We start from the raw sequence: 22,793 nt of genomic DNA on the forward strand, positions 1-22,793 counted from the left end.
TATCTCAAATAATTAAACCAATTCTTTTGTCATTTTTGCGCCATGACTGCGTAAAAGTTCTAACGTCTGTTTTTCTTCTTCTAATGCTTCTGACCAATTAATTTCATCGAAGTCACAATCGAAGAATAAATCGCTAATTGAAGATAAGATAGTTAAACCTTCTTCATCTTTCGTATTCGGATTCACTTTTTCTTCTAATAGGCGTTTTACTGCTGGTACACATGCAGAGCTTGCAGCATCCCAAAGTGGGCCATACACTTCTTCTGAATCCCACAAATGAACATTTACTTTCGCTTGAATAAGCACTTCTAAAATTTCTAAATGTACCGCTAAATTTGCTTGTTTTTGTTCTGCACTTAACGGTGTTCCCGCTTCATGTGCTTCACAAATTTCTTCCCACCATTTAAACAAACCATCAGACCATACAGAAATTGCAGGACCTTTTTCACCGTCAATAAAGTTTGGATCGAGCCCATCTGCTAAAAGGCTTTTTACTTGTGCAAGGTTTGCTTCTTCTAATGCTTGCACCAAGAGTTGTTGCTGCGCTGTTAACATGGAGAGAACTCTCATCAATTTAATTTATGTGTATTATGCAGAATATTTACCCATTTGTTGAAATTAAATATGCATACACTATTTTAATTGTGTAAAAAGCCATAAAAAAAAAGCCCCGCAGGGCTTTTTCAGACTCAATGTTGAGGACTGTAGTCATCTAAATCTTCGTCTACAATGCCTTCATCGGCATCTACAAATGCAGGTTGAGCACTACGCGGTTTTTCATTTTTTTCAAATGTATGCTCTAGGCTTCGTTTTAAGCGTTCAATTGCACCATGAATTGCAGTATCAATGTTATGACCTTTATGGTTCACAACCACTGGTTTTAAGCCTGCTGGACGCGCTTCAATCATACATTTAATGTCGGCTTCGCCACCTTTAGGGCCATTTTCATCGCTTAAATGTACTGAAAAATGTGTAATTTTTTCGCTGTGACGCAGGAATTCTTGATTTAGCTCTTCACGCACATAAGTAATGAGTCTGTCACTATTTTGAATGTTTTTATCTGTACGTAGTTCAATATTCATATAATTCCATCCTCTTCTTTATTTGTATCTTTTCTTGCACAAAACTTATTATCTTGGCACGTTGGTAACCCACTGCTATAAGCAGTAATAGAACATCTTCAATCTATTTTGGAATACTTCCTCCACATTGAATGATGAACACTAACGAGGTCTGCAGAACCGTGTCCTTATACTTCGAATATCGGGCCTAACTCAAAATTTTGCAAGTGATATTTTCAAAATTATCAAAAGAATAATGTTTTATAACAATGTATCTGTTCAATGAAAACTACTGTATTAATTAAGGTACAAAACCAAAACAGCTTCATAAAGAATAATTGCAAAGATCTTTTACTTTTTAGCTAAATTACCTAATGGTTAATTTAAAGTCATTTAATAATAAATATATGTAATTCAAAAAATCTGCCTCTACTATTTAATTAAATATTTAAATGACCATATTTCTATATGAATCATTACTTTTAAGCTTTTAATTTTATAACGAAAGATAAATTCTTTTTTAAAGCATCAACCAATCATCTTTTTTGGCTTTATTTTTGCTTAATAACCTGTATTCTTTACACGTTTTCTTGGGGAAGAGAAACTTTCATGAAATTTAATCAAGTTTTAGCAGCAACTGTTGTTGCAACAACTGCGGCATTAACTCAAGCAGCTCCTGTTTGGCAAGACTTCAGCATTACTGGTTTGTATGGCGAAAACTACGAATCTATCGATGCTAATGGTATTCATAGTGATGTTGAGCAATCAACAATTACTGCTGAATATGCAGCAAAATTAACATACGGTGATTTCTTTGCTTTTGCTGACCGCACAAACAATGACATCGATGGTAACCAAACTTATTTCGAAGTTTCGCCGCGTTTAAGCCTTGGTGCTGTAACGGGTCAAAAACTTGAATTAGGTCCAATTAAAGATGTTTTAATTGCGACAACTTGGGAAGGCAACACAGGTGCTAGCAACTTCAACAACTACCTATATGGTGTTGGTTTTGACTTAGCTATTCCTTACTTCCAATATGCTCAATTGAACTTCTACAAAGCCGATAATGATTTAAGCGACGATGATTATCAAATGACCTTTACTTATGGTGTTCCATTTAAGTTAGGTTCTGAAGATTTTCTTGTAGATGGTTTCCTTGATTGGTCAACTGCAGAACGTGATCACGCAAGTGAACTAAACTGGACGACTCAATGGAAATGGAATGTTGGTAAACACATTTCTCCAGAAACTCGTTTATACCTAGGTGTTGAACACTCTGTGTGGAACAACAAATACGGTATCAAAGGCATGGATCAAAACGACGTAAGTGCTTTAATTAAGTACCACTTCTAATTGATTTGAAGTTTAAAAAGCAAGGCAACCGCCTTGCTTTTTTTATGTCTAAAAGTGCATGATTCAACTTATAGTTCTCATATTTAATGCCATTTTATGTCTTATATTATTCGCCCTGCGACAGAACAAGATTTACCTGAAATTTTAGAAATTTATAATGCTGAAATTCTAAATGGCTTGGCAACATGGAATGAGCAACCTTACGACTTAAAACACTTTCAAACTTGGCTTAAACAACTCCAACAGCAAAATTTTCCTGTGTTTGTAATTGAAGACTCAATAAAAAATAAAGTTGCAGGCTACGCAGATTACGCATCTTTTCGAAATTTTTCTGGCTATAAATATAGTGTTGAACATTCAGTTTATATTTCACCTGAATATGCTAAACAAGGTTTAGGTAAACGTTTGATGCAACATCTTATTGAACATGCGAAGCTAAACAATATGCATGTGATGATTGCAGGAATTGATCATGAAAATATTGGTTCAATTGAACTACATAAAAAACTGGGTTTTGTACAAACAGGTTATATGCCTCAAGTAGGTCAAAAATTTGGGAAATGGCGAGATTTGGTTTTAATGCAATTGATGTTAAATAATGAATAAAACAAAAAAAACGCAAATAAATGCGCTTTTTTTTGGAATATATTAAGAAATTACAATGTAATCTTCATCGGCAGCAGAGCTTGCAAACTCTTCCATACGTGTAATTAGACCATTTTCAAAGGTATAAATTTGCACCCATTTTTGAGCCAAAATACTACCATCTTCTACTTTAATAAACTTTTCTTTACCCGTCACAATAATCGTATTTCCTTGTTGATAGGTATTTAAAATATCGAAATATTCTACTTTTAACGTTGTGAAGTTCGCTTGGAAAAATTGATGTACACCTGCTTTTCCTTCAAAGCGTAATGAGGGTAATTTCTGTGTTCCATGATGAATCCAAACTGAATCATCCGATACCGTTTCTACTGCTGCTTCTACATTTTGCTCAGCAAACGCTGCATACATTTTATCGAGTGTTATTTGTTCTACTGTACGGCTCATTTTATTTACCTTTATATCTGTTTTGTTGATGTAATGAGCATACGATTTTTATACTTTTAAAAGCACTATCATGAGTGATAGTCTATTTTTTGATGATATTTAAAATTTATTTTTTAATGGATTTCTAAAATGAAACTACAAATTTTTAATAATGAGAAAATAGAACTCAAAACAATTTCAGAACTTATACCTATTTTATATGCTGTATTTTCATGCCTCTCAATTTTATATTTTGTGGGATATTATTCTAAATTTGATGCTTTATGGCTTATTAAAGATCTATCTATCCCTAATATTCTGATCTACACCACGTTTCAAATGATTGGCTCTCTTTATGGGATTTTATTTGCTCTAACTAGCATGGTAAACCAGCTAGAAATTACTCTAAAATCACTTATGATAAAAATCATAATAGTAATTGTTATAGTCTGTATTCTTTTTATTCTAAAGCTATATTTTCATCAAATACCAACATAAGTCGTTATATTCTCAACCCTAATTCTTTTAAATTTTTTATTTACATATACGGTTGTTTATATAAATAAAAAACCTGAAACACCATTCAAAATAATAAATGCATTCCAATTATGCTTAGGCATCAGTGTTATATATTTTGTATGCGGCACTGCTGACTCTGCCCTTAAAGTAAAATCCAAAGAATTTTATCAAGTAAACGATAGTGCCTTTTATATGTTAGAAAAACAAAATGATCATATTATTGCTTTTAGAAAAAATCCAACCACAGATAAGTTTGAATATAAGATCATCAAAAATGATGATGTGATTTCTTTATCTAAATAAATAAAAGCCCATGATTTACATGGGCTTTTATTATTAATCTTAAACTACCAAATCGGCTAAATTACCTTTTTGCTCTAACCAATCTTTACGGTCACCTGAACGCTTTTTAGCAAGTAACTTATCTAATAAACCTGCCGTGAACTGCATATCATCTAAATCAAGCTGAACCAAACGACGTGTATCTGGGTCAAGTGTAGTTTCACGAAGTTGGCTTGCGTTCATCTCACCCAATCCTTTAAATCGGGTAATTTGAGGATTTTTGGTTTTACACTTCTTCAAAATACCTTCAAGTTCAGCATCATCTAAAGCGTAATGAACTTCTTTTGCATCATCAATTCGGTACAGCGGTGGCATTGCAACAAATAAATGACCTTCCTCAACCAATGTTGGAAAATGCTTCACAAACAGCGCACATAACAATGTCGCAATGTGTAAACCATCCGAATCGGCATCGGCAAGAATACAAATTTTACCGTAACGAAGTTCTGAAAGATCGTCACTACCTGGGTCTACGCCAATTGCAATTGCAATATTATGTACTTCTTGAGATGCCAAAACTTCATCTGAAGAAACTTCCCAAGTATTTAGAATTTTGCCTCGAATTGGCATAATTGCTTGGAAGTTTTTATCACGTGCTTGTTTTGCAGAACCACCCGCAGAGTCACCTTCCACAATAAACAATTCAGATTCTTCTAATGTATGTCCAACACAATCCGACAATTTACCCGGAAGCGTTGGACCAGAAACAATCTTTTTACGCTCTACTTTTTTCGCCGCTTTTAAACGACGACCAGCTTTGCTAATCATCATTTCAGCCAATTGCATCGCAACTTCTGAATTCTGATTTAGCCATAATGCAAAGGCATCTTTTGCAATATTTTGCACAATACCTGAAGCTTCGCGACTCGAAAGACGTTCTTTGGTTTGCCCTGAAAATTGTGGTTCTTGGAACTTTAAAGACAAAATGTAATTCACACTGTCCCAAACATCTTCAGCAGAAAGTTTAAGGTTACGTGGTAGTAAATTACGTAACTCACAGAACTCACGCATTGCATCGGTTACGCCCGAACGTAAGCCATTCACATGCGTACCGCCTTGTGCGGTAGGAATTAAGTTCACATAACTTTCTTGAATGCTTTCGCCACCTTCCACGTTCCAGCAAATTGCAAATTCTGCACTTGCTCGGTCTGCTTCGCCTGTTGCAACAAATGCAGGATGTGGAACAATCTCACGATCTTCCAATTCATCCATTAAGTAGTCGACTAGACCATTTTCAAACTGCCAAACAATTTTTTCATCGTTAATTTGGTCTACATAAGTAATTTGTAAACCTGCAGCTAAAACTGCTTTTGCTTTTAAATTATGTTTTAACGCTTTTAGCCCAAATTTTGGTGAATCGAAATATTTTGCTTCGGGCCAAAAGTGAACAGATGTTCCGCTTGCACGTTTTGGTGCTTTACCTTCTAAAACTTCAAGTGGCGCAACAGGTTCACCTTGTTCAAACGCCATTTTGTAGAGGTTGCCTTGACGTTTCACTTCAACTTCTACACGAGTAGATAAGGCATTTACCACCGAAATACCTACACCATGCAAACCACCTGAAAATTGGTAGTTATCTGTGCTGAATTTACCGCCCGCATGAAGCTTGGTCAGAATAATTTCAATACCGCTTTGACCATATTCGGGGTGAATATCGACTGGCATACCACGACCATTATCATCCACAGACAATGAACCATCTTTATAGACAGTTACCGTAATTTGATTGGCATGACCTGCAAGTGCCTCATCGACAGCATTATCAATAACCTCTTGCGCCAAATGGTTTGGACGAGTGGTATCTGTATACATGCCGGGACGACGGCGTACTGGGTCTAAACCAGATAAAACTTCAAGTGATTGAGCCGTATATTGAGACACGTTGTACTGTTTCCTTTATTTTATGCTGTCCGATAAAAACCGCAGTGCCATTGGGATTTTAGTTTTAAAATCATCCATTGCATGATTTCCACTGGATTCGCTAATGAGCAAAGACCGCTTATAATAGCGCTCTGCTTCACGATAATCCAAAACTTCATCGCCTTGTTGTAATAACACCATTATTTTGTCTGCATCTTGCACAAACGGTACAGCAAATTGTTCTAAATCGATCAAGTGAGCATGATCTAAAGTCCATGTATCACAGACTTTGTACGGAATCTGCTCATCCCCAAACAAGTCTTTAAATAACTTCCATGGTCGCATAGCAGGGTTAATTAAAACAGCAGGAATAGCAAACTTTGCGACCAACTGCGTCGCGTAAAATCCACCTAAACTACTTCCAACTATGGCAACATTATCTAAGCTGTGAATTAAGCTTTCCATATTTTTCATGACATCTAAAGGTGGCATGTTTAAATCTGGTAGATGTATCTTAATGTGTGTTTGTTGTTCTACATAATCTTTTAACCACTGTCCTTTCATAGAAAGCGGTGTACTTTGAAAACCATGTAAGTAAATAAGATTCATCAATTTTTGCTTATTTCGTAAAATCAATTTAAACTATTTTATGTGATATTCATCACTCATGTTTAAATTTGTACTTTAAATATAATTGTCAGACAAAATAACTTAAAAATAGTGATCTTGCCCTGTACGTTTAAAGTTGTTCTAAACAACTTTGTTCATTGTAGAATTTTATACCGCGATCACGATTAAAAATAAAGAGTTAATAAAATGATCACCTCAAGAGGTGCCAAAATATGCCAAGTTTAACGCCACTGCATGAAACATATTGTAAATGGGATCGAACACCTCCAAGTCAGGCAGACCTTTTAGAGGGTGTTGCTCAAGTTGTAAGTACGCCTTTGAATCATGTTGCACGTGAGCTTATTCAAACCATTCAACATGAAGTTATTTCGAGTGTTTTTGGAATTAGTCGTAAAAAATCGACCAAATTAAAAAATAATTCTAATATTCAAAAGTTTTATAAATATTCTTTTGACACGATTCAAGACTACGGTAGTCAATATATTGCGCCTGGTTTACGTCAAATTATTACTAAGTTCCCAACGCTTCACGCTTCACCACTTACGCCCAAACAGCATTATTTTGTAGGTGCTTTAAATGGCGTTTGCGGAGATTATTTGCTGAAACAGCAAAATCCAATTAGTTTACCTATGGTGATTTACGACCATTATGGAAGTGTACAAAAAGGCGAGCTTACAGGTCATGTCCTGCTGTTTATTCACGGTTTGTGCATGAACCATTTAGATTGGTCAAATCCACAATTTGGTGGCATAGGTGAAAAGCTTTTAGCCCAACGTGACCATAACACCATGTTGTATTTAAATTACAACACAGGACGTCGTATTTCATCGAACGGACATAGCTTAGCAAATACCCTTGAAGACTTAATTCAGCGTAATCCTAAAATTAGTAGTTTGAGTTTAATTGGTCATAGTATGGGTGGTTTAGTTGCCCGTAGTGCATTGTTTTATGCAAAGCAAAATTTATATTCTTGGCTACATTTAACTGAAAATTTAGTGTGTATTGCATCTCCACACCATGGTGCTGCACTAGAACGTTTTAGTTTTAATATTCAAAATAAATTAGGCAGATTTCCTGTTGTCAGAATTTTTGGTCATTTATTTAATATACGCAGCAATGGTATTTTAGATTTACGCCACGGCAGTATTCGAGATGATGACTGGGAATATAACGATGCACGTGTTGGCTTTGTAGATGATCATCGAAAACCTGCACCGTTGCCCTCTCATATTCAGTCATATTTAATTGCTGGTTCAATTGAACGTGAAAAAAAGAATAAAACGTCTCGCCATCTTTTTGGTGATTATTTGGTGAGTATACAAAGTGCTTTAGGTGAACATCCAAATCCACGTTTACAGCTTAATGTTTCAGACTCACACAAAGCCATTTTTTATGGTTTAAGCCATTTTAGAATTCATCATAATTCAAGTGTTGCAGAACAAATTGCGCTTTGGTTTTACCCATTTCAGCAAGAAAATTCTAGTGAACAAGTTCATGAATATTTTATTAATTTAGATCATTATAATGGCATTGCTTTAACCTAAAAATAGCCTTCCAAAAAAATGAAAGAGCACTAAAAAAAGCCAGTTTAAAACTGGCTTTTTTATATTTTTAGCTTGGCATTTTAAGCAGGATATTTTCTAAATAGTTGCCACAGACTTACTAAGGCTAAAACAGCAAAAAATAAGAATGACCAAACAGGTAAAGATTGTCCTAAGAATGACCAATCAACGACTGCACACTCTCCAGAACCGCTTAAAACCTGAGATAAAACCGATTTCAATGGAAGAGCATCAACCAAATAATCTAAACCAGGTCCACAACTTGGTACTTGATCTGGTGGTAAGTTTTGTAGCCAAACATGACGTGCAGCCACACCAGCAGACCAAAGAATACCAACCGAACCAAGTAAAGCATAAACACGCTTCATGATATTTGAAGCAGGATTATGAATAAATGCAATAAGTGAAACCGTACCTAAAGCAATTAAACCAACACGCTGAAATACGCACAGCGGGCAAGGCTCAAAACCTTGCACATGCTCTAAATACAAAGCGAATGCCATACCAATGACACTGGCTAAAAATAAAAAACCACTCACGAAGCGATATCGACTCCAATTCATGGTAAATCCTCTTTAATTTTTATCGAAATTGAGCAAGAAACTCCTCAAAACTTTGTGTTGTATCTTGCTCGAGCTGTTCTTGCTTTTCTAAAGATGCTTGCGCTGTTTCTTTAAAATAAGCCGATGTTGTTTTACTTAACTTATGTTTTTCATAAGCTTCAGCATGTTGTAATGCTAAGTGACTACCAAAATTCCAAGTGCCACCATGTTCTAAAGTATCTGCAATCATTTTAGCAGATAGGGTTTCATCTACTTCATCCACTCGTGCTTGCATAAGTTGCAAAGCATTTGAGTAAATTTGAGTTTGGTATGCATCATCTAATAATTCAGCAAACACCTGCATATTGTTTAAATATGTACGGCTCCAATCTTCAATGAAATATGCTTGACCATTTTCAACAATAGATGCATTTGGCGCACGACCACGATTCACAACTTCTGCTTGGTTTTTCTCAATCGCATCTTGTTCTTGCTCAAGAAGTTCAGGACTGTCTGTAAGTAAACAATACAGTGCCAATACTTCTAAGAAACCTGCTGTGTTTTCATCAATACCAATTGGGCTATACGGATTCACATCTACAGCACGTAATTCCACATAACCAATACCACGGTTTGCTAATGCTTCAGAAGGTGTTTCTCCATCTTTTGGCACTTGTTTTGGACGGACCAAACTGTAGTATTCATTTTCAATTTGAAGAACGTGATCATTAATTTGTAGCGGTTCACCATTGGCATCATTTAACCCTAAACGGCTAAATGGTTTATATGATGTTTTCACTGCTTTTTGTAAGCCACTTAAATAATCTGGTAAATTATTATAGTGAATACCTAATTGTTTTTGCGCAGAGTTTTGATAACCAAAACGTCCCATACGCAGTGCCGTTGCAAAAGGTAAATACAATGTGCCTTTCAACAATGGCAATAAATGATGTTCACGCCCTGTCATAAAGCACTTACACACAGATGGACTTGCGCCAACTAAAAACATCACCAATGGCGTTAAACGAATAAAATTACGAATTAAACCTAAATAACGATGGCTTCGATAATCTTGTGCGCTCAGCGCTTTTAGTTTTTCATCTGTTTCGTTATTTTGCAGTGCTTCAAATAATTGATCTGGGAAAGATAGGTTGTAATGAACGCCTGAAATCGTTTGCATACGACGACCATAACGCACACCCAAACCACGGCGATACAATGTTTTAAAAAGACCAATATTTGACGTGCCATATTGTGCCAAACGAATGCTGTCATCAGCATCATCTAACATACATGGCATTGAAAGTGGCCACAGCTTTTCTTCATTTTCTAAGTGCTGATGTGCAACGGTATGAATATCTGTTAAATAATCTAAAGTTTCTTGAATGCTTGCTTTTGGAGGCGTAATAAACTCCATTAAAGCTTCAGAATAGTCTGTAGTAATATGCGGATGCGTCAATGCCGAACCCAACGCTTTAGGATGTGATTCTTGGGAGAGAAATCCGTCACTTTGCATACGTAAAGTTTCACGTTCTATGCCACGTAACATCCCTTTGAATAGCGAAGATTCCACCCAAGCTGGTAATTGTTCTTGAGAGGTCGATTCAGGTTGACTCATTACTATCTCGCTTATGGAAGAAACTACATAAATAAAATCATAAGTTTATATCAATATACTCGGTTTGAGTGACTACTCCATACAAGCTGTCTAGTTTTTACTCGAAACAGTTCATATATTTTTTGCAATTTTTTATCACAAACTTACCCTTTTAGACATATAAAATTTGTGTTTCTATAAACATATAAAAGATAAAGAGATATAAAAGTGATGAATTATCAAGTGATTCTCGATTTTTGGTTCAATGAAAAAACTCAACCGCTATGGTTTGCAAAAAGTGATGAATTTGACCAACTAATATTAAAAAACTTTAAAAATATTCATCAACAAGCTGCGCAAGCAGAATTATGGAAATGGCGTGACACTACGGAAGGTCGTTTAGCTGAAATTATTGTACTCGATCAGTTTTCACGTAATTTATATAGAGACTCGCCGAAAGCTTTTGCTCAAGATGCTTTAGCACTTGCACTGGCCCAAGAAGCAATCCACTTAGGTTTAGACCAAAAATTAACTGAAGATTACCGTAAATTTTTATACATGCCTTTCATGCATAGCGAATCTAAAATCATACATGAACAAGCATTAAAACTATTTCAAGATTTAGGAAATCCAATTAACTTAGACTTTGAAATTAAACACAAAGTGATTATTGATCGTTTTGGACGTTATCCGCATCGCAACGCTATTTTAGATCGTGAATCTACGGCTGAAGAAATTGAGTTTTTAACACAACCAAATAGCAGTTTTTAACTTTCTCCCCTTGCTACTTAATTATCCGATAAGGAGATAGCATGAAAAAAATATTGATTGGTTTAGCCGTCGCAACAACGCTCACCATAACAGGTTGTGCAACCTTACCAAGTAAACCACGTACATTCGATCAATTGGGTCAGTTTTCAAATACACCACTCAATGCAAAAACATACCGCATTAGTTTTGTTGCAGACTCAAATATGAGCTACAGTACAGCCGAAGAAATTACTTTGGTAAAAGCAGCACAAACAACGCTAAAAAATGGTTTCCGCTTTTTCAAAGTGATGGATGACCCAAGTAATCGTTCGCAAAAACCGCCTCGCCAAGCGGTAGTCTATCCAAATCCGCCAATGTATGGCCCATACGGTTATCACCGTCGTCATCCTGCATTTTGGCCTGACCCATTTTTTGATGCACCACAAGTTGTAAATGTAGAACCTGCTCAGGTTTCCTATACAATTGAATGCTTTAAAGATCAAAAATCTGCACCACAAGAAGCTTTTGATGCATCACTCATCTTACAATCTTTAGGTCAGAAATATGGTTTGAGTCCAAAAGGTGATGTGTTACAACCTGAACCAAGTACTCCAGCCAAATAAATAACGGAACATCTATGGCAATACCAGATCGAGATATTTCACCAAGTTTACAGCGTAGTAAAAAGTTTGCCACTTGGGCACTCATTGCTGCGGTGTGTGTTTGGATCGCCTTAATGGTGACCGCAAAACTTGTTCCTGAATATGTCTGGCTTATTCACATTTTAATGCTTTCTGCTGAAGCAGGCGTTGTAGGTGGATTAGCCGATTGGTATGCCATTACCGTTTTATTTCGTAATCCTTTTGGGAAAATGCCAATCCCAAAATTTTTACGTGACCATACGGAAATTATTCCGCGCAACAAAGCGCGTATTGCAGAGTCGATGGGACGTTTTGTTCAGGAAAACTTCCTATCTCCACAAATTGTAGAAAAAAGCCTGAGCAATACCGATGTATCTTTAGCGGTTGGACAATGGCTCGCAAATCCTAAAAATAATGTACAAGTCACACAAGTCATTCAACAAACTGCACCTAAAGTTTTTGAGTTTATTGGGCAAGAACAAATCGCTCACTTTATTCAATCGAATAGCATTCAATGGGTCAAAAATACAGACGTCAATTACTTAGCAAGTGAAATGCTTCGTGCTGTTTTAGAAAATGACTTCCATCAAGATGTATTACAACGTGGTTTAGATGTTGCTCATGAATGGATGATTCAGCATCCTGAACAAGTACAACGCTTGTCTAAACAACTATTTAAAGAAATTGGCGTTTGGAAAATTGCCAAAGGCGCTAGCTTCTTTGGTTTAGATGTTCAACAACGTTCGATTGATTCGCTTATTCAAAAAATTGAAGCGATGTTATCCGATGCCAATCACCCTTGGCGTGTTCATATTGAAGAATTTGGACAAGAACTGATGCTACAACTTGCAGATAAAAATAGTGCTGCAAGCATCAAACTCAATGAAACAAAAAATTCATTGCTTGAAAGTCCACAAGTACTCAATTTTATTAGCGGTGCTGTAGTCATTTTATGCGATGCAATTAAAAACGACTTAGAAAAGCCAAATTCAGGAATTGCAGAAAATATTCGAATTGCTATTCAACAAGTCGGTGAAAACATCGTGTCGAATAACTCTGTTCGTCAATTGTTAAATGAAAAAATTGGTGGAATTGCTATTAATTTATCTGACCAATACAGCGAAAAAGTCATTCGTTTTATTAGCGAACGTATTCACGAATGGGACTCGCGTGAAATGATCGACAAAATCGAAAATGAGGTTGGTGGTGACCTACATATGATTCGTGTGAATGGTGTTGTAGTCGGTGCATTTATTGGTTTGGCTTTAGGGATTATTCGCGCCATTGTAGATGTGCTTTTATAACGCTATTCAATCAATTTATTGATGTCTTCTTCAACTTTTTAGAATACGCAAATATAGCTGACCGTGCTATGTTAAATACTATGATTAACTTAACAATTTAGTGCGGTCATGATCGAAATCCAATCCAAACTTCCTGCGCAAGGTGTGACTATTTTCAGTGTTATGTCTGCCCTTGCTCAACGCTTAAATGCTTTAAATCTATCTCAAGGATTTCCTGATTTTCCTGCACCTCCTGCATTATTAGAAGAACTTAGCCAAGCCACTTTAGATGGTTTTAATCAATATTCACCAGGCGATGGCTTACTCACTTTACGAGAACAAGTGGCAGCGCAATTTTTAAAACGAGATGGACTTCAGCTCGATCCTGTTTCAGAAATTACCATTACCCCAGGGGCAACCATTGGCATTTTTAGTGCCATTCAGGCGATTGTTCATGCAGGTGATGAGGTCATTATTTTTGACCCAAGCTACGACAGTTATGCACCTAGTATTCAATTGGTTGGCGCAACGCCTATTCATATTCCACTTACTGCACCCAACTTTGCAGTCGATTGGAATAAAGTGAAAGATGCTATTTCTGCAAAGACCAAAATGATTATTGTGAATACACCACATAATCCATCAGGAGCAATTTGGTCAAAGCAAGATTGGTTAAATTTAATTGAACTAATTCAAAATACGAATATTGTCGTGTTGTCAGATGAAGTCTACGAACATTTAATTTTTGATGGACAACAACATTATTCTGCATTGTCATTTCCTGAATTGCGTCATCGCAGTTATGTGGTTGGCTCTTTTGGTAAAACCTTTCATGTGACAGGTTGGAAAACTGGATATTGCATTGCTTCACCTGAGCTAATGAAAGTATTCCGCCAAGTTTATCAATTTGCTAATTTCTGTGGTGTTACACCCGTTCAAGTTGCACTTGCAAACTTTATGCAAAAGCATCCTGAACATATTGCAGAACTTGGTTCTTTTTACCAAGCCAAACGCGATTTATTTAATGCAGGAATTGTCCAATCACGGTTTAAATGGACACCATCATCGGGTACTTATTTCCAAAATTTAGATTACAGTGACATTCGTCCAGATTTAAGCGATGTAGAAATGTGCCAATATTTAGCTGAACAACATAAAATTGTGTCTATTCCTGTCTCTGTTTTTTACAAAAATAAACCGCAAGATTTACGTATTTTACGCTTCTGTTTTGCCAAAAAAGATAAAACCTTAATTCGTGCAGGTGAAATTCTTTCTAGCATCTAAATTTAAACAAAAACATCTATAAAATTAAGCCTTTGTTACCGAATAACTAAGGCTTTTTTTTTCACTTTAAGTTACCTTAACCCTTAGATGAATAACATAAAAATATTGTGAGTCCGCCTTTTAATGCAGAATAATCAACAAACATTAGTCACCCAACCTAACTTATGGAAAACGTTCTTTATTTTCCTATTGCCACTTATTGCGACTAATATTCTGCAAAATCTTTCAGGTACTATTAACACGATTTTTGTAGGGCAGATGTTAGGTGTACATGCAATTGCTGCTGTTGCTGTTTTCTTCCCAATTTTATTTTGCTTACTGGCTTTTGTGATTGGTCTTTCTGCAGGTGCAACAGTGCTTGTTGGACAAGCTTGGGGAGCTCAAAACCTTGAAAAAGTGCGTAATGTTGTAGGCTCAACACTATTTATGACCATTGTAGGCGGAACCATAATTGCCATTTTAGGTGTTGTTTTTGCAGAACACATTTTACTTGCTCTTGGTCTAGATGATGATGTGATGCACCTTTCACTGCCTTATGTGCAATGGATGCTTGCAGGTAGCCCACTACTATTTATTTATATTGTTTACACTTCAATTTTACGTGGTGTAGGTGACAGTAAAACACCGCTTTACGCATCAACTATGTCTATTGGAGTTGGAATAATTACAACACCTGTGCTTATTGCAGGTTATTTTGGCTTTCCAAAATTAGGAACGCTTGCGCCTGCTATTGCCACCAACTTAGGCATGTTCACTGTTCTGTTGTTTTTAATTATTTACTTGAACAGAACTGATCATCCTTTAAAGCCTGACTTAAACCTCATAAAAAATATTCGTCACCATCCGAAACTCAGTAAAATTATACTTCGCCTCGGTATTCCAACAGGCGTACAAATGATTACGACCTCTGTTGCAGGCTTAGTCATCATTGGTTTAGTTAACCGACATGGTGCAGATGCAACAGCAGCTTATGGCGCAGTAAATCAGGTGCTCAATTACATTCAATTCCCTGCGCTTTCTATTGCAATTGCAGCTTCTATTTTTGCAGCTCAAGCCATTGGTGCAGGTAAATCTAACTTGCTTTCTAAAGTAACAAAAACAGCTTTAAGCATGAATTTTTTGTTTACAGGTGGCTTAGTCATTTTGGCTTATTTGTTCTCTAAATATTTAATGGCGCTGTTTATTACAGACCCAAATGTTGTTGTTTTAGGGCAACAACTTCTATTCATTGTGCTGTGGTCTATTTTATTTTTTGGCGCAAGTGCAATTTTTGCATCAATTATGCGTGCAAGTGGCACGGTCAACATACCTATGCTCATTAATGTTTTTGCAATTGTGTGTATTGAAGTTCCTACAGCATATCTCTTTAGTGATTGGTGGGGCTTAGAAGGCATTTGGTATGCCTATGCTTTAGCATTTGTTTGTTTATGTTTAATGCAAGGGTTGTATTACCAATTTGTTTGGAAAAAGAAAACCATTCAAGTCTTAATTTAATGATTTATAAAAGTAAGAAAAAACTAAATTCCATATTTCTTATAAGGTTTTATTTTTATCTTATTTTTCAAGCATTTTTTAAATTGCTATAAACCTATTCATAAATTAAAAATGAATAGGTTTTTTTCATGGCAAAACGACAAATAAAACTAGGCGCATTTATTCCTACAACATCACAACATGCCGCAGGTTGGCGCCATCCTGAATCTCGCCCACAAGATCATTTAAGTATCGACTACGCAATTGAATTAGCAAAAACAGCTGAAAAAGGCTTATTTGATGCCTACTTTTTAGCAGATGGTTTATCTGTAAATTGGAGCCATGGCGCTTCAAAAAATGCAAATACAATAGGTTATACCGACAAAGCTGTTGGCTTTGAACCTGTCACTTTATTTGCTGCAATTTCGGCTGTCACAAAAAATATTGGCTTTATTGCGACAGCATCAACCACTTATGAAGACCCTTATTTACTTGCGCGTAAATTTGCATCTTTAGATCATATTAGTAAAGGTCGTGCTGGATGGAATGTTGTCACAACAAGTGCAGCAGACACAGCACGAAATTTCAATTTCGACAGACATCCTGATCCTGCTTTACGTTATGAACGTGCCGATGAGTTTATTGAAGTCACACAAAAACTATGGGACTCTTGGGAAGATGATGCCTTTAAATACAATAAAGAAACTGGTCAATTTTTTGATGCTTCACAAAGCCATGAACCCTTGCACAGCGGTAAATATTTTAATGTTCAAGGCGCATTAAACGTACCTCGCCCACCGCAAGGTTATCCTGTTATTGTTCAAGCAGGACAGTCTGAAGCAGGTCGTGAACTTGCTGCAAAATATGCAGAAGTCATTTTTACATCACAACAAAATTTAGAAGATGCTCAAGCGTTCTATCGCGATATTAAAGGTCGCTTAGTAAAATATGGTCGTCATGCAGATGACATCAAAATCATGCCCGGTGTTTCTATTTTTGTTGCTAAAACTGAAGAAGAAGCTCAACAAAAATATGCTCTTTTAAATAGTTTAATTTTACCTGATGTAGGTCTTGGTTTACTTTCAGGATTATCTGGTGGCATCGATTTATCTAAATACGATTTAGATGCACCATTCCCTAAAATTAACGATGCAGATTTAACCTTCTCAAGTCGCCAACAATTGATCATTGATATTGCCAAAGAACATAATTTTACGATCCGTCAGCTATATGAATATATTGCTTCAGCTCGCGGTCATTGGACATTAATTGGTACACCTGAACAAGTAGTTGATCAGTTGCAAGCATGGTTTGAAAATGAAGCTGCTGATGGTTTTAATGTTTTACCACCATCTACTCCTGCGGGTTTAAATGATTTTGTCGAATTTATTGTGCCTGAATTACAACATCGTGGTTTATTCCGCACAGAATATGAAGGCACAACTTTACGTGAAAATTTAGGTCTTCAACGCCCTGAAAATCAATATGTCATTGCAAGCCGTTTGCGAAACTCAGAAGCATCTTAATTCATGTGAATGATTCATAAAAAAGCCTGCATGATTGCAGGCTTTTTTATCTTTTGACTTCAATTATTTTTTGGACTTACTCGCAAATGCAATCACCTTTTGATAACCCGTAGGTAATAGACGTTGTAGTAAATCTAAGGCTTTCGCATCATTACCAATAAGCAAACGGCGTTTATCTTTTTTCACAGCTTCTAAAATTTGGCGAGCTGCTTCTTCGGGTGGACAACGCAGCAATTTATTAAACGATTTTGCAGATTTTTCAGGATTCATTCCTAAAGTCTTCAAACTATCATTCATTTTTGCTGAATTTGCGATATTAGTTCGAATACCACCAGGGTGAACACAAAGTGCGCTCACACCGCAATTTTCCATGTCTAGTTCTTGACGCAAAGATTCTGTAAAACCGCGCACTGCGAATTTGGTTGCGTTATAAGCAGATTGTGTTGGTTGTGCGGTTAATCCAAATAAACTGGAAATATTTACGATATGACCATCACCAGTTTGCTTTATGAAGGGTAAAAATTCTTTCGTTCCGTAAACTACGCCCCAAAAGTTAATATTTACGATCCATTCAAGCTCTTCATACGATGCACCTTCAACTGTAGATGCTAAAGCCACGCCTGCATTATTGAAAATCATATTCACAGAACCATGATCTTGTACGGTTTCTTCTGCCCATGCTTTCACTGCAACTTGATCTGCAACATCTAATTTTTTAATCGTAACGCGTACATCTGTATCTTTTAGCTTTTCAACAGTTTCAATTAAACCTTGTTCATTTACATCGCTTAAAGATAAATGACATCCTTCTTTGGCAAGCAAAAGTGCAAGTTGCTGACCAATACCTGAACCCGCACCTGTAATTGCAGCCACTTTATTTTGAAAATTTTGCATTTTATTTAGATCTCTCAGTATTTTGCATTACAGGCAAATATTGCCGTTCAAAGTATCTCTTTAATTGTAACAATGAACCGAAAAAACTTAAAATTTCATCAGTCACTTTTAGTAAAAATGCGCTTTTTTTCCAAATTTGTCATAAAAGTGACATAAGTTATTATCGATAATATTAGAGAAATTGAGCCTCTGTATCTTTATAATTCTTGTGATATTTGCAGAAAAATTTAATTTTAAAATAAATTGTTTTAATTTCTATTTTTTATAATTTTTAACACATTCAACAATCTGAAAGACAATCATAGCAATCATTACAACAATAAAAAATCTTCATAAAATCATCAAGAAAATGTCATATTTGCGTTTTAGAATTGTCATATTTTCTATTTTGCAATGATACTGTCATAATTAGTCTTTGTAATAAGCCTGTCATAAATACAAAAACGGTCAACCGTTTATATTAATAGGGTATTGCGCTGTGAAAGATGACTACATTTTAATTGTTGATGATGAACTCCCTATTCGGGAAATGATCCACACTGCTTTAGATATGGCAGGCTTTAACTGTTTGCAAGCTGAAGATGCTCGCCAAGCGCATCAAATGATTGTCGATCAACGCCCTTCTCTTGTCTTATTAGATTGGATGATGCCTGGTGGTGTTAGCGGTGTTGATTTATGCCGTCGCTTAAAAAAAGATGAAAGCCTTTCTGAAATTCCAGTCATTATGCTGACTGCTCGCGGTGAAGAAGACCATAAAGTTCAAGGTCTAGATGCGGGTGCAGACGATTACATGACCAAACCATTTTCTACTCGTGAATTGGTTTCTCGCATTAAAGCTGTGCTTCGTCGCTCAAATGCTTTAAGTGGTGAAAAATCTATTGATGCCAATGGTTTAATCTTAGATCCTATTAGCCAACGCGTAAGCTTTGGTAACAATATTTTGGAAATGGGACCAACTGAATACCGTCTTTTGGCATTTTTCATGACCCATCCTGAACGTGCATATACACGTGCTCAATTACTTGACCAAGTTTGGGGTGGAAACGTATATATTGAAGACCGTACAATTGATGTTCATATTCGTCGTTTACGTAAAGTTTTAGAACCATTTGGTGCAGATCGTTTTGTCCAAACTGTTCGTGGAACTGGTTACCGTTTTTCTACGCGAGCTGATGTCGCATTAGGTTAATTATTTTTTTATGTACGAACCATATCCTGTCCCAGAGCTTGCAAGAGATCATAAAAAGTTTCGATATAGCAGCTTATGGGCTTTTTCTAAGCAAGATTTAAGACTCCTCACATTCTTTATTGTGATTGCTGTATTTATTGGATTAGGAACTGGATACTTTTGGAGCTGTATTCTTTGTGCATTTGCAGTGTTCTGCATTATTCAACTGCGCTCGCTTTATTTAGTGAACGATTGGATTTCAAATAGACCCTACGATGTCCCACCAAACTTAGGTGGCATTTGGGGCGCACTACTTTTCAATGTTTACAGAGCACAGCGCCAAGAACGAATTGTACAAGCAGAAATGGTGGGCTTAATTGACCGCGCCCAATCATCACTTGTTGCCTTAGCAGAAGCAGTTGTTTTAATTGACGACAACAACCAAATTGAATGGTGGAATCCTGCTGCAGAAAACTTACTTGGTTTTCAACTGCATGATCGTGGTCGAAATATTTTAAGTATTTTACGTCAGCCAAATTTCATTGAATACTTTAACCATATTGATGAATCTCCAGATGGCTTGAAAATGAAATCAAGCGTTCATGAAGAACATTATGTACAAGTTAAAATGACTCGATTTGGTGGTGAAAGTCGTCTATTGGTTGCTTATGATGTCACTCGCATGCACAATCTTGAACAAATGCGTAAAGACTTTGTAGACAACATTTCACACGAACTTCGCACGCCATTAACCGTGCTTAGTGGCTATATTGAAACATTTACAGACCAAGAAGATATTAATCCACGTTGGAAGCGTGCATTTGATCAAATGCAATCGCAAACACGTCGTATGAATGCTTTGGTAAATGACCTACTTTTACTTTCTCGCTTAGAAAATGAAAAAAGTATCGCCAAAAACCAAATCATTGAAATGCCAAGTTTAATGAACCAATTATTTGATGATGCACAAGCTTATAATGTCGATTACGGTCATACACTGAATTTAAATATTGATAGCCACTGCGAAATTATTGGTTCAGATATGGAACTCGCAAGTGCTTTTAGCAACCTCATTACCAATGCAATTAAATACACGCCTAAAGGTGGAACAATTACCATTGGTTGGCATGATGATGGTACGCATGGCTACTTTACAGTAGAAGATACAGGCATTGGTATTGACCCGAAACACTTGCCACGCTTAACAGAACGCTTTTACCGTGTAGATAGTGCACGTAGCCGTGCTACAGGTGGTACAGGTTTAGGCTTAGCCATTGTGAAGCATGTCCTTATGCAACATAATGCTTATTTAGAAGTCGAATCTAAAGAAAATCAAGGTTCAATTTTTAAAGCTGTATTTCCAAAAGAACGCTTATTTCACTCAAATTAAATTCGTAAATAAGACATTAAAAAAGCACCTTTCGGTGCTTTTTTAATGTCATAAAACTTAAAGTGTATGACCTAAAGCTTTACCCATTTCTACCGCAGAATTCGCTTTAAATTCTGCATCCCACTGCATTTTATTCTCTTCAAATAAAACCACAGCCGTTGAACCTAAATAGAAACGACCTAATTCAGCACCCTTTTCTAAAAATAAATTGTGCTGATTCACTTCTAAACGACCAGAAGGTTTAACTTTACCTGTCGCAACAGTTTCAATACCCGCAACAATCATCGCACCAACAAGAACAACCGCCATACGACCAAGTTCTGTATCAAATAAACATACCATACGTTCATTACGTGCAAATAAACCTGGAATATTTTCCGCAGTGGTTTGATTCACAGAGAATAATTCGCCCGGAACATAAAGCGTTTCAGTTAATGTTCCTGCAAATGGCATGTGCACACGATGATAATCTTTAGGTGAAAGATAAACCGTCGCAAACTGACCATTTTTAAATGGTTCTGCCAATAAAGGGTCTGCAATTAAGTTTGCCGTATTGAAACTTTGCCCTTTCGCTTGGAAAATTTCACCCTCTTCAATTTTGCCTAATTGCGAAATTGCACCATCAGCAGGTGACACAATACTTGTTGCGTCTGCATCAATTTCACGAACGCCTTCTTTTAAAGAGCGCGTAAAAAACTCATTAAATGATTTAAATTTCAAAGCATTTTGTTGTTCTGCAATCGACATATCAATGCCATATTGCGCTTTAAAAGCACTAATTACGGTGTTTTTAATAATTGGAGTTTCACTTGCGGCAAGTTTACCTACAACACGAGATAATTGGTGTTGTGGCACAACACGTTGTGCTTGAATGAAAAGTTGTTTTTTTAAACGTGATGTGAGGCTCAAGACGGCGACTCTCCAGTAATAATAGGACTAGCGAGGCAGTTGCCCCATTCACTCCACGCCCCATCATACGCTTGAATTTCCCACCCCAATAAACGACCTAAAATATAAGCCAAACCTGAACGATGATGCGATTGGCAATACACCACTACAGGTTCATTTAAATTGAAGCCTAACTGTTCCAAACGTTGTTGCGTGTTTTGTAATGGATGCAATTTTAAATGATTTTCACGGTTTAGGGCAGTACTCCATTCAAAATGAATAGCCCCTGGAATGTGACCGCCGCGTCGCGCAGCTAATCGGATGCCTGTATATTCATCTTCTGTACGGCAATCCCAAACCTGAATCTCTTTATTATTCACCTTTTCAAGTAATTCATCATATTGAATTCGATATGTTTCATCTAAATTAAATTGAACTAAATTACTTACGTTTTCAAAGCTTTCTACATCTGCTGAAGTAGGTAAACCTGCACCTAACCATGCATGAATACCGCCATTCAACAGGCTTGTATTATAAAAACCTAAACAATGTAAATTCCAAATTAAACGCCCTGCCCATGCACCACCTTCATCGTCATAAGCAACAACGTGATGATCTGGCGAAATATTTAAATATTCAATCAGTGCTTTTAAGCCATCTTCATTAGGCAATAAACCCGATGCATTTTCTTCTTGGCGTACCAAAAGATTTGGTTTCAAATGAATTGCATGAGGAATATGTAATTGTGCATATACCGAACTTCGGCTCACATCAACAATACGTATTTTCTCATTTCCTAGGTAAGGAACTAAATCCTCTGCCTCAATTAACAGTTTGAAATTAAAATCAAATGTAGCCATTTTTTGCATTATATATTTAGATGAATAACTTCAATCTTAGCACACTTACTTTTTTGTAATCTGTGCAATTCTAGTATTCACTTAGCATAATTTTAAATAAGAAAACTTGGTTCTTATTTAAAAAAAAATGCCAAACATAAA

At 36.3% G+C, this 22,793-nt stretch carries 22 protein-coding genes; 12 read left to right on the forward strand and 10 right to left on the reverse strand.

Features of this window, described 5'->3' with window-relative positions; translation table 11 throughout:
- Positions 1 to 12: 12 nt before the first annotated feature.
- Complete coding sequence (locus tag SKM54_RS03220; RefSeq protein WP_154773755.1) at positions 13 to 555, reverse strand: ankyrin repeat domain-containing protein; 543 nt, start codon at positions 553 to 555, stop codon at positions 13 to 15.
- A 134-nt stretch (positions 556 to 689) separates the two neighbouring features.
- Entirely contained in the window at positions 690 to 1,082 is a 393-nt protein-coding gene (locus SKM54_RS03225; protein WP_154773756.1) for an HPF/RaiA family ribosome-associated protein, read from the reverse strand.
- Between the two features lie 588 nt (positions 1,083 to 1,670).
- On the opposite strand from SKM54_RS03225, the gene SKM54_RS03230 reads away from it, so the two are divergent.
- Together SKM54_RS03230 and SKM54_RS03235 are read left to right on the forward strand one after the other, a co-directional pair.
- Positions 1,671 to 2,414, forward strand: coding sequence for an outer membrane protein OmpK (locus SKM54_RS03230; protein WP_321094016.1), 744 nt, complete (start codon positions 1,671 to 1,673; stop codon positions 2,412 to 2,414).
- Between the two features lie 96 nt (positions 2,415 to 2,510).
- Entirely contained in the window at positions 2,511 to 3,020 is a 510-nt protein-coding gene (locus SKM54_RS03235) for a GNAT family N-acetyltransferase (RefSeq protein ID WP_321091408.1), read from the forward strand.
- A gap of 42 nt (positions 3,021 to 3,062) precedes the next feature.
- On the opposite strand, the gene SKM54_RS03240 is transcribed toward SKM54_RS03235, so the two are convergent.
- Positions 3,063 to 3,464 (reverse strand): nuclear transport factor 2 family protein, encoded by a 402-nt coding sequence (locus tag SKM54_RS03240; RefSeq protein ID WP_321089014.1) that lies wholly within the window; start codon positions 3,462 to 3,464, stop codon positions 3,063 to 3,065.
- A gap of 129 nt (positions 3,465 to 3,593) precedes the next feature.
- Between SKM54_RS03240 and SKM54_RS03245 the strand changes: the two genes are divergently transcribed.
- Positions 3,594 to 3,941 carry a hypothetical protein gene (locus SKM54_RS03245; RefSeq protein WP_321094019.1) on the forward strand — a complete coding sequence of 116 codons (348 nt, stop codon included), beginning with the start codon at positions 3,594 to 3,596 and terminating at the stop codon, positions 3,939 to 3,941.
- Between the two features lie 363 nt (positions 3,942 to 4,304).
- Here the strand turns inward: SKM54_RS03245 and parE are convergent, their stop codons facing one another.
- Positions 4,305 to 6,185 (reverse strand): DNA topoisomerase IV subunit B, encoded by a 1,881-nt coding sequence (gene parE / locus SKM54_RS03250; protein WP_321094022.1) that lies wholly within the window; start codon positions 6,183 to 6,185, stop codon positions 4,305 to 4,307.
- 15 nt (positions 6,186 to 6,200) lie between these two features.
- The gene (locus SKM54_RS03255) at positions 6,201 to 6,773 is read right to left on the reverse strand and encodes a YqiA/YcfP family alpha/beta fold hydrolase (protein WP_321094025.1); all 573 of its coding nucleotides are present in this window, start codon (positions 6,771 to 6,773) and stop codon (positions 6,201 to 6,203) included.
- Positions 6,774 to 7,006: 233 nt separating this feature from the next.
- On the opposite strand from SKM54_RS03255, the gene SKM54_RS03260 reads away from it, so the two are divergent.
- Positions 7,007 to 8,338, forward strand: a complete 1,332-nt coding sequence (locus SKM54_RS03260; RefSeq protein WP_321094028.1) for an alpha/beta fold hydrolase — start codon at positions 7,007 to 7,009, stop codon at positions 8,336 to 8,338.
- Between the two features lie 80 nt (positions 8,339 to 8,418).
- On the opposite strand, the gene SKM54_RS03265 is transcribed toward SKM54_RS03260, so the two are convergent.
- A complete protein-coding gene (locus SKM54_RS03265) occupies positions 8,419 to 8,919 on the reverse strand; it encodes a disulfide bond formation protein B (RefSeq protein WP_321094032.1) in 501 nt (166 codons plus the stop codon).
- Positions 8,920 to 8,938: 19 nt separating this feature from the next.
- Entirely contained in the window at positions 8,939 to 10,516 is a 1,578-nt protein-coding gene (gshA, locus tag SKM54_RS03270) for a glutamate--cysteine ligase (RefSeq protein ID WP_321094035.1), read from the reverse strand.
- Positions 10,517 to 10,726: 210 nt separating this feature from the next.
- Between gshA and SKM54_RS03275 the strand changes: the two genes are divergently transcribed.
- From SKM54_RS03275 to SKM54_RS03300, 6 genes are all read left to right on the forward strand, one after another.
- Complete coding sequence (locus SKM54_RS03275; RefSeq protein ID WP_321094128.1) at positions 10,727 to 11,266, forward strand: DUF924 family protein; 540 nt, start codon at positions 10,727 to 10,729, stop codon at positions 11,264 to 11,266.
- 41 nt (positions 11,267 to 11,307) lie between these two features.
- Complete coding sequence (locus SKM54_RS03280; RefSeq protein ID WP_321094038.1) at positions 11,308 to 11,868, forward strand: CC0125/CC1285 family lipoprotein; 561 nt, start codon at positions 11,308 to 11,310, stop codon at positions 11,866 to 11,868.
- Positions 11,869 to 11,882: 14 nt separating this feature from the next.
- Positions 11,883 to 13,190 (forward strand): DUF445 domain-containing protein, encoded by a 1,308-nt coding sequence (locus SKM54_RS03285; RefSeq protein WP_321094041.1) that lies wholly within the window; start codon positions 11,883 to 11,885, stop codon positions 13,188 to 13,190.
- 108 nt (positions 13,191 to 13,298) lie between these two features.
- Entirely contained in the window at positions 13,299 to 14,453 is a 1,155-nt protein-coding gene (locus SKM54_RS03290; RefSeq protein WP_321091395.1) for a methionine aminotransferase, read from the forward strand.
- A 123-nt stretch (positions 14,454 to 14,576) separates the two neighbouring features.
- Complete coding sequence (locus tag SKM54_RS03295) at positions 14,577 to 15,947, forward strand: MATE family efflux transporter (RefSeq protein WP_321088327.1); 1,371 nt, start codon at positions 14,577 to 14,579, stop codon at positions 15,945 to 15,947.
- A 128-nt stretch (positions 15,948 to 16,075) separates the two neighbouring features.
- The gene (locus SKM54_RS03300; RefSeq protein ID WP_321094044.1) at positions 16,076 to 17,452 is read left to right on the forward strand and encodes an LLM class flavin-dependent oxidoreductase; all 1,377 of its coding nucleotides are present in this window, start codon (positions 16,076 to 16,078) and stop codon (positions 17,450 to 17,452) included.
- A 63-nt stretch (positions 17,453 to 17,515) separates the two neighbouring features.
- Here the strand turns inward: SKM54_RS03300 and SKM54_RS03305 are convergent, their stop codons facing one another.
- Positions 17,516 to 18,346: an SDR family NAD(P)-dependent oxidoreductase gene (locus SKM54_RS03305; RefSeq protein ID WP_321091392.1), complete on the reverse strand. Its 831-nt coding sequence runs from the start codon at positions 18,344 to 18,346 to the stop codon at positions 17,516 to 17,518.
- A 478-nt stretch (positions 18,347 to 18,824) separates the two neighbouring features.
- Between SKM54_RS03305 and phoB the strand changes: the two genes are divergently transcribed.
- Complete coding sequence (phoB, locus tag SKM54_RS03310; RefSeq protein ID WP_171501324.1) at positions 18,825 to 19,535, forward strand: phosphate regulon transcriptional regulator PhoB; 711 nt, start codon at positions 18,825 to 18,827, stop codon at positions 19,533 to 19,535.
- A 10-nt stretch (positions 19,536 to 19,545) separates the two neighbouring features.
- Positions 19,546 to 20,904: a phosphate regulon sensor histidine kinase PhoR gene (phoR, locus tag SKM54_RS03315; protein WP_321088332.1), complete on the forward strand. Its 1,359-nt coding sequence runs from the start codon at positions 19,546 to 19,548 to the stop codon at positions 20,902 to 20,904.
- 57 nt (positions 20,905 to 20,961) lie between these two features.
- On the opposite strand, the gene asd is transcribed toward phoR, so the two are convergent.
- Both asd and SKM54_RS03325 read right to left on the reverse strand, forming a co-directional pair.
- Complete coding sequence (gene asd / locus SKM54_RS03320; protein ID WP_154773289.1) at positions 20,962 to 21,813, reverse strand: archaetidylserine decarboxylase; 852 nt, start codon at positions 21,811 to 21,813, stop codon at positions 20,962 to 20,964.
- Positions 21,810 to 22,652, reverse strand: coding sequence for a sulfurtransferase (locus SKM54_RS03325; RefSeq protein WP_321094047.1), 843 nt, complete (start codon positions 22,650 to 22,652; stop codon positions 21,810 to 21,812). Before SKM54_RS03325 ends, asd begins: the two co-directional genes overlap by 4 nt.
- Positions 22,653 to 22,793: the final 141 nt, after the last annotated feature.

The organism is Acinetobacter faecalis (assembly GCF_034187745.1).
GTDB lineage: Bacteria > Pseudomonadota > Gammaproteobacteria > Pseudomonadales > Moraxellaceae > Acinetobacter > Acinetobacter faecalis.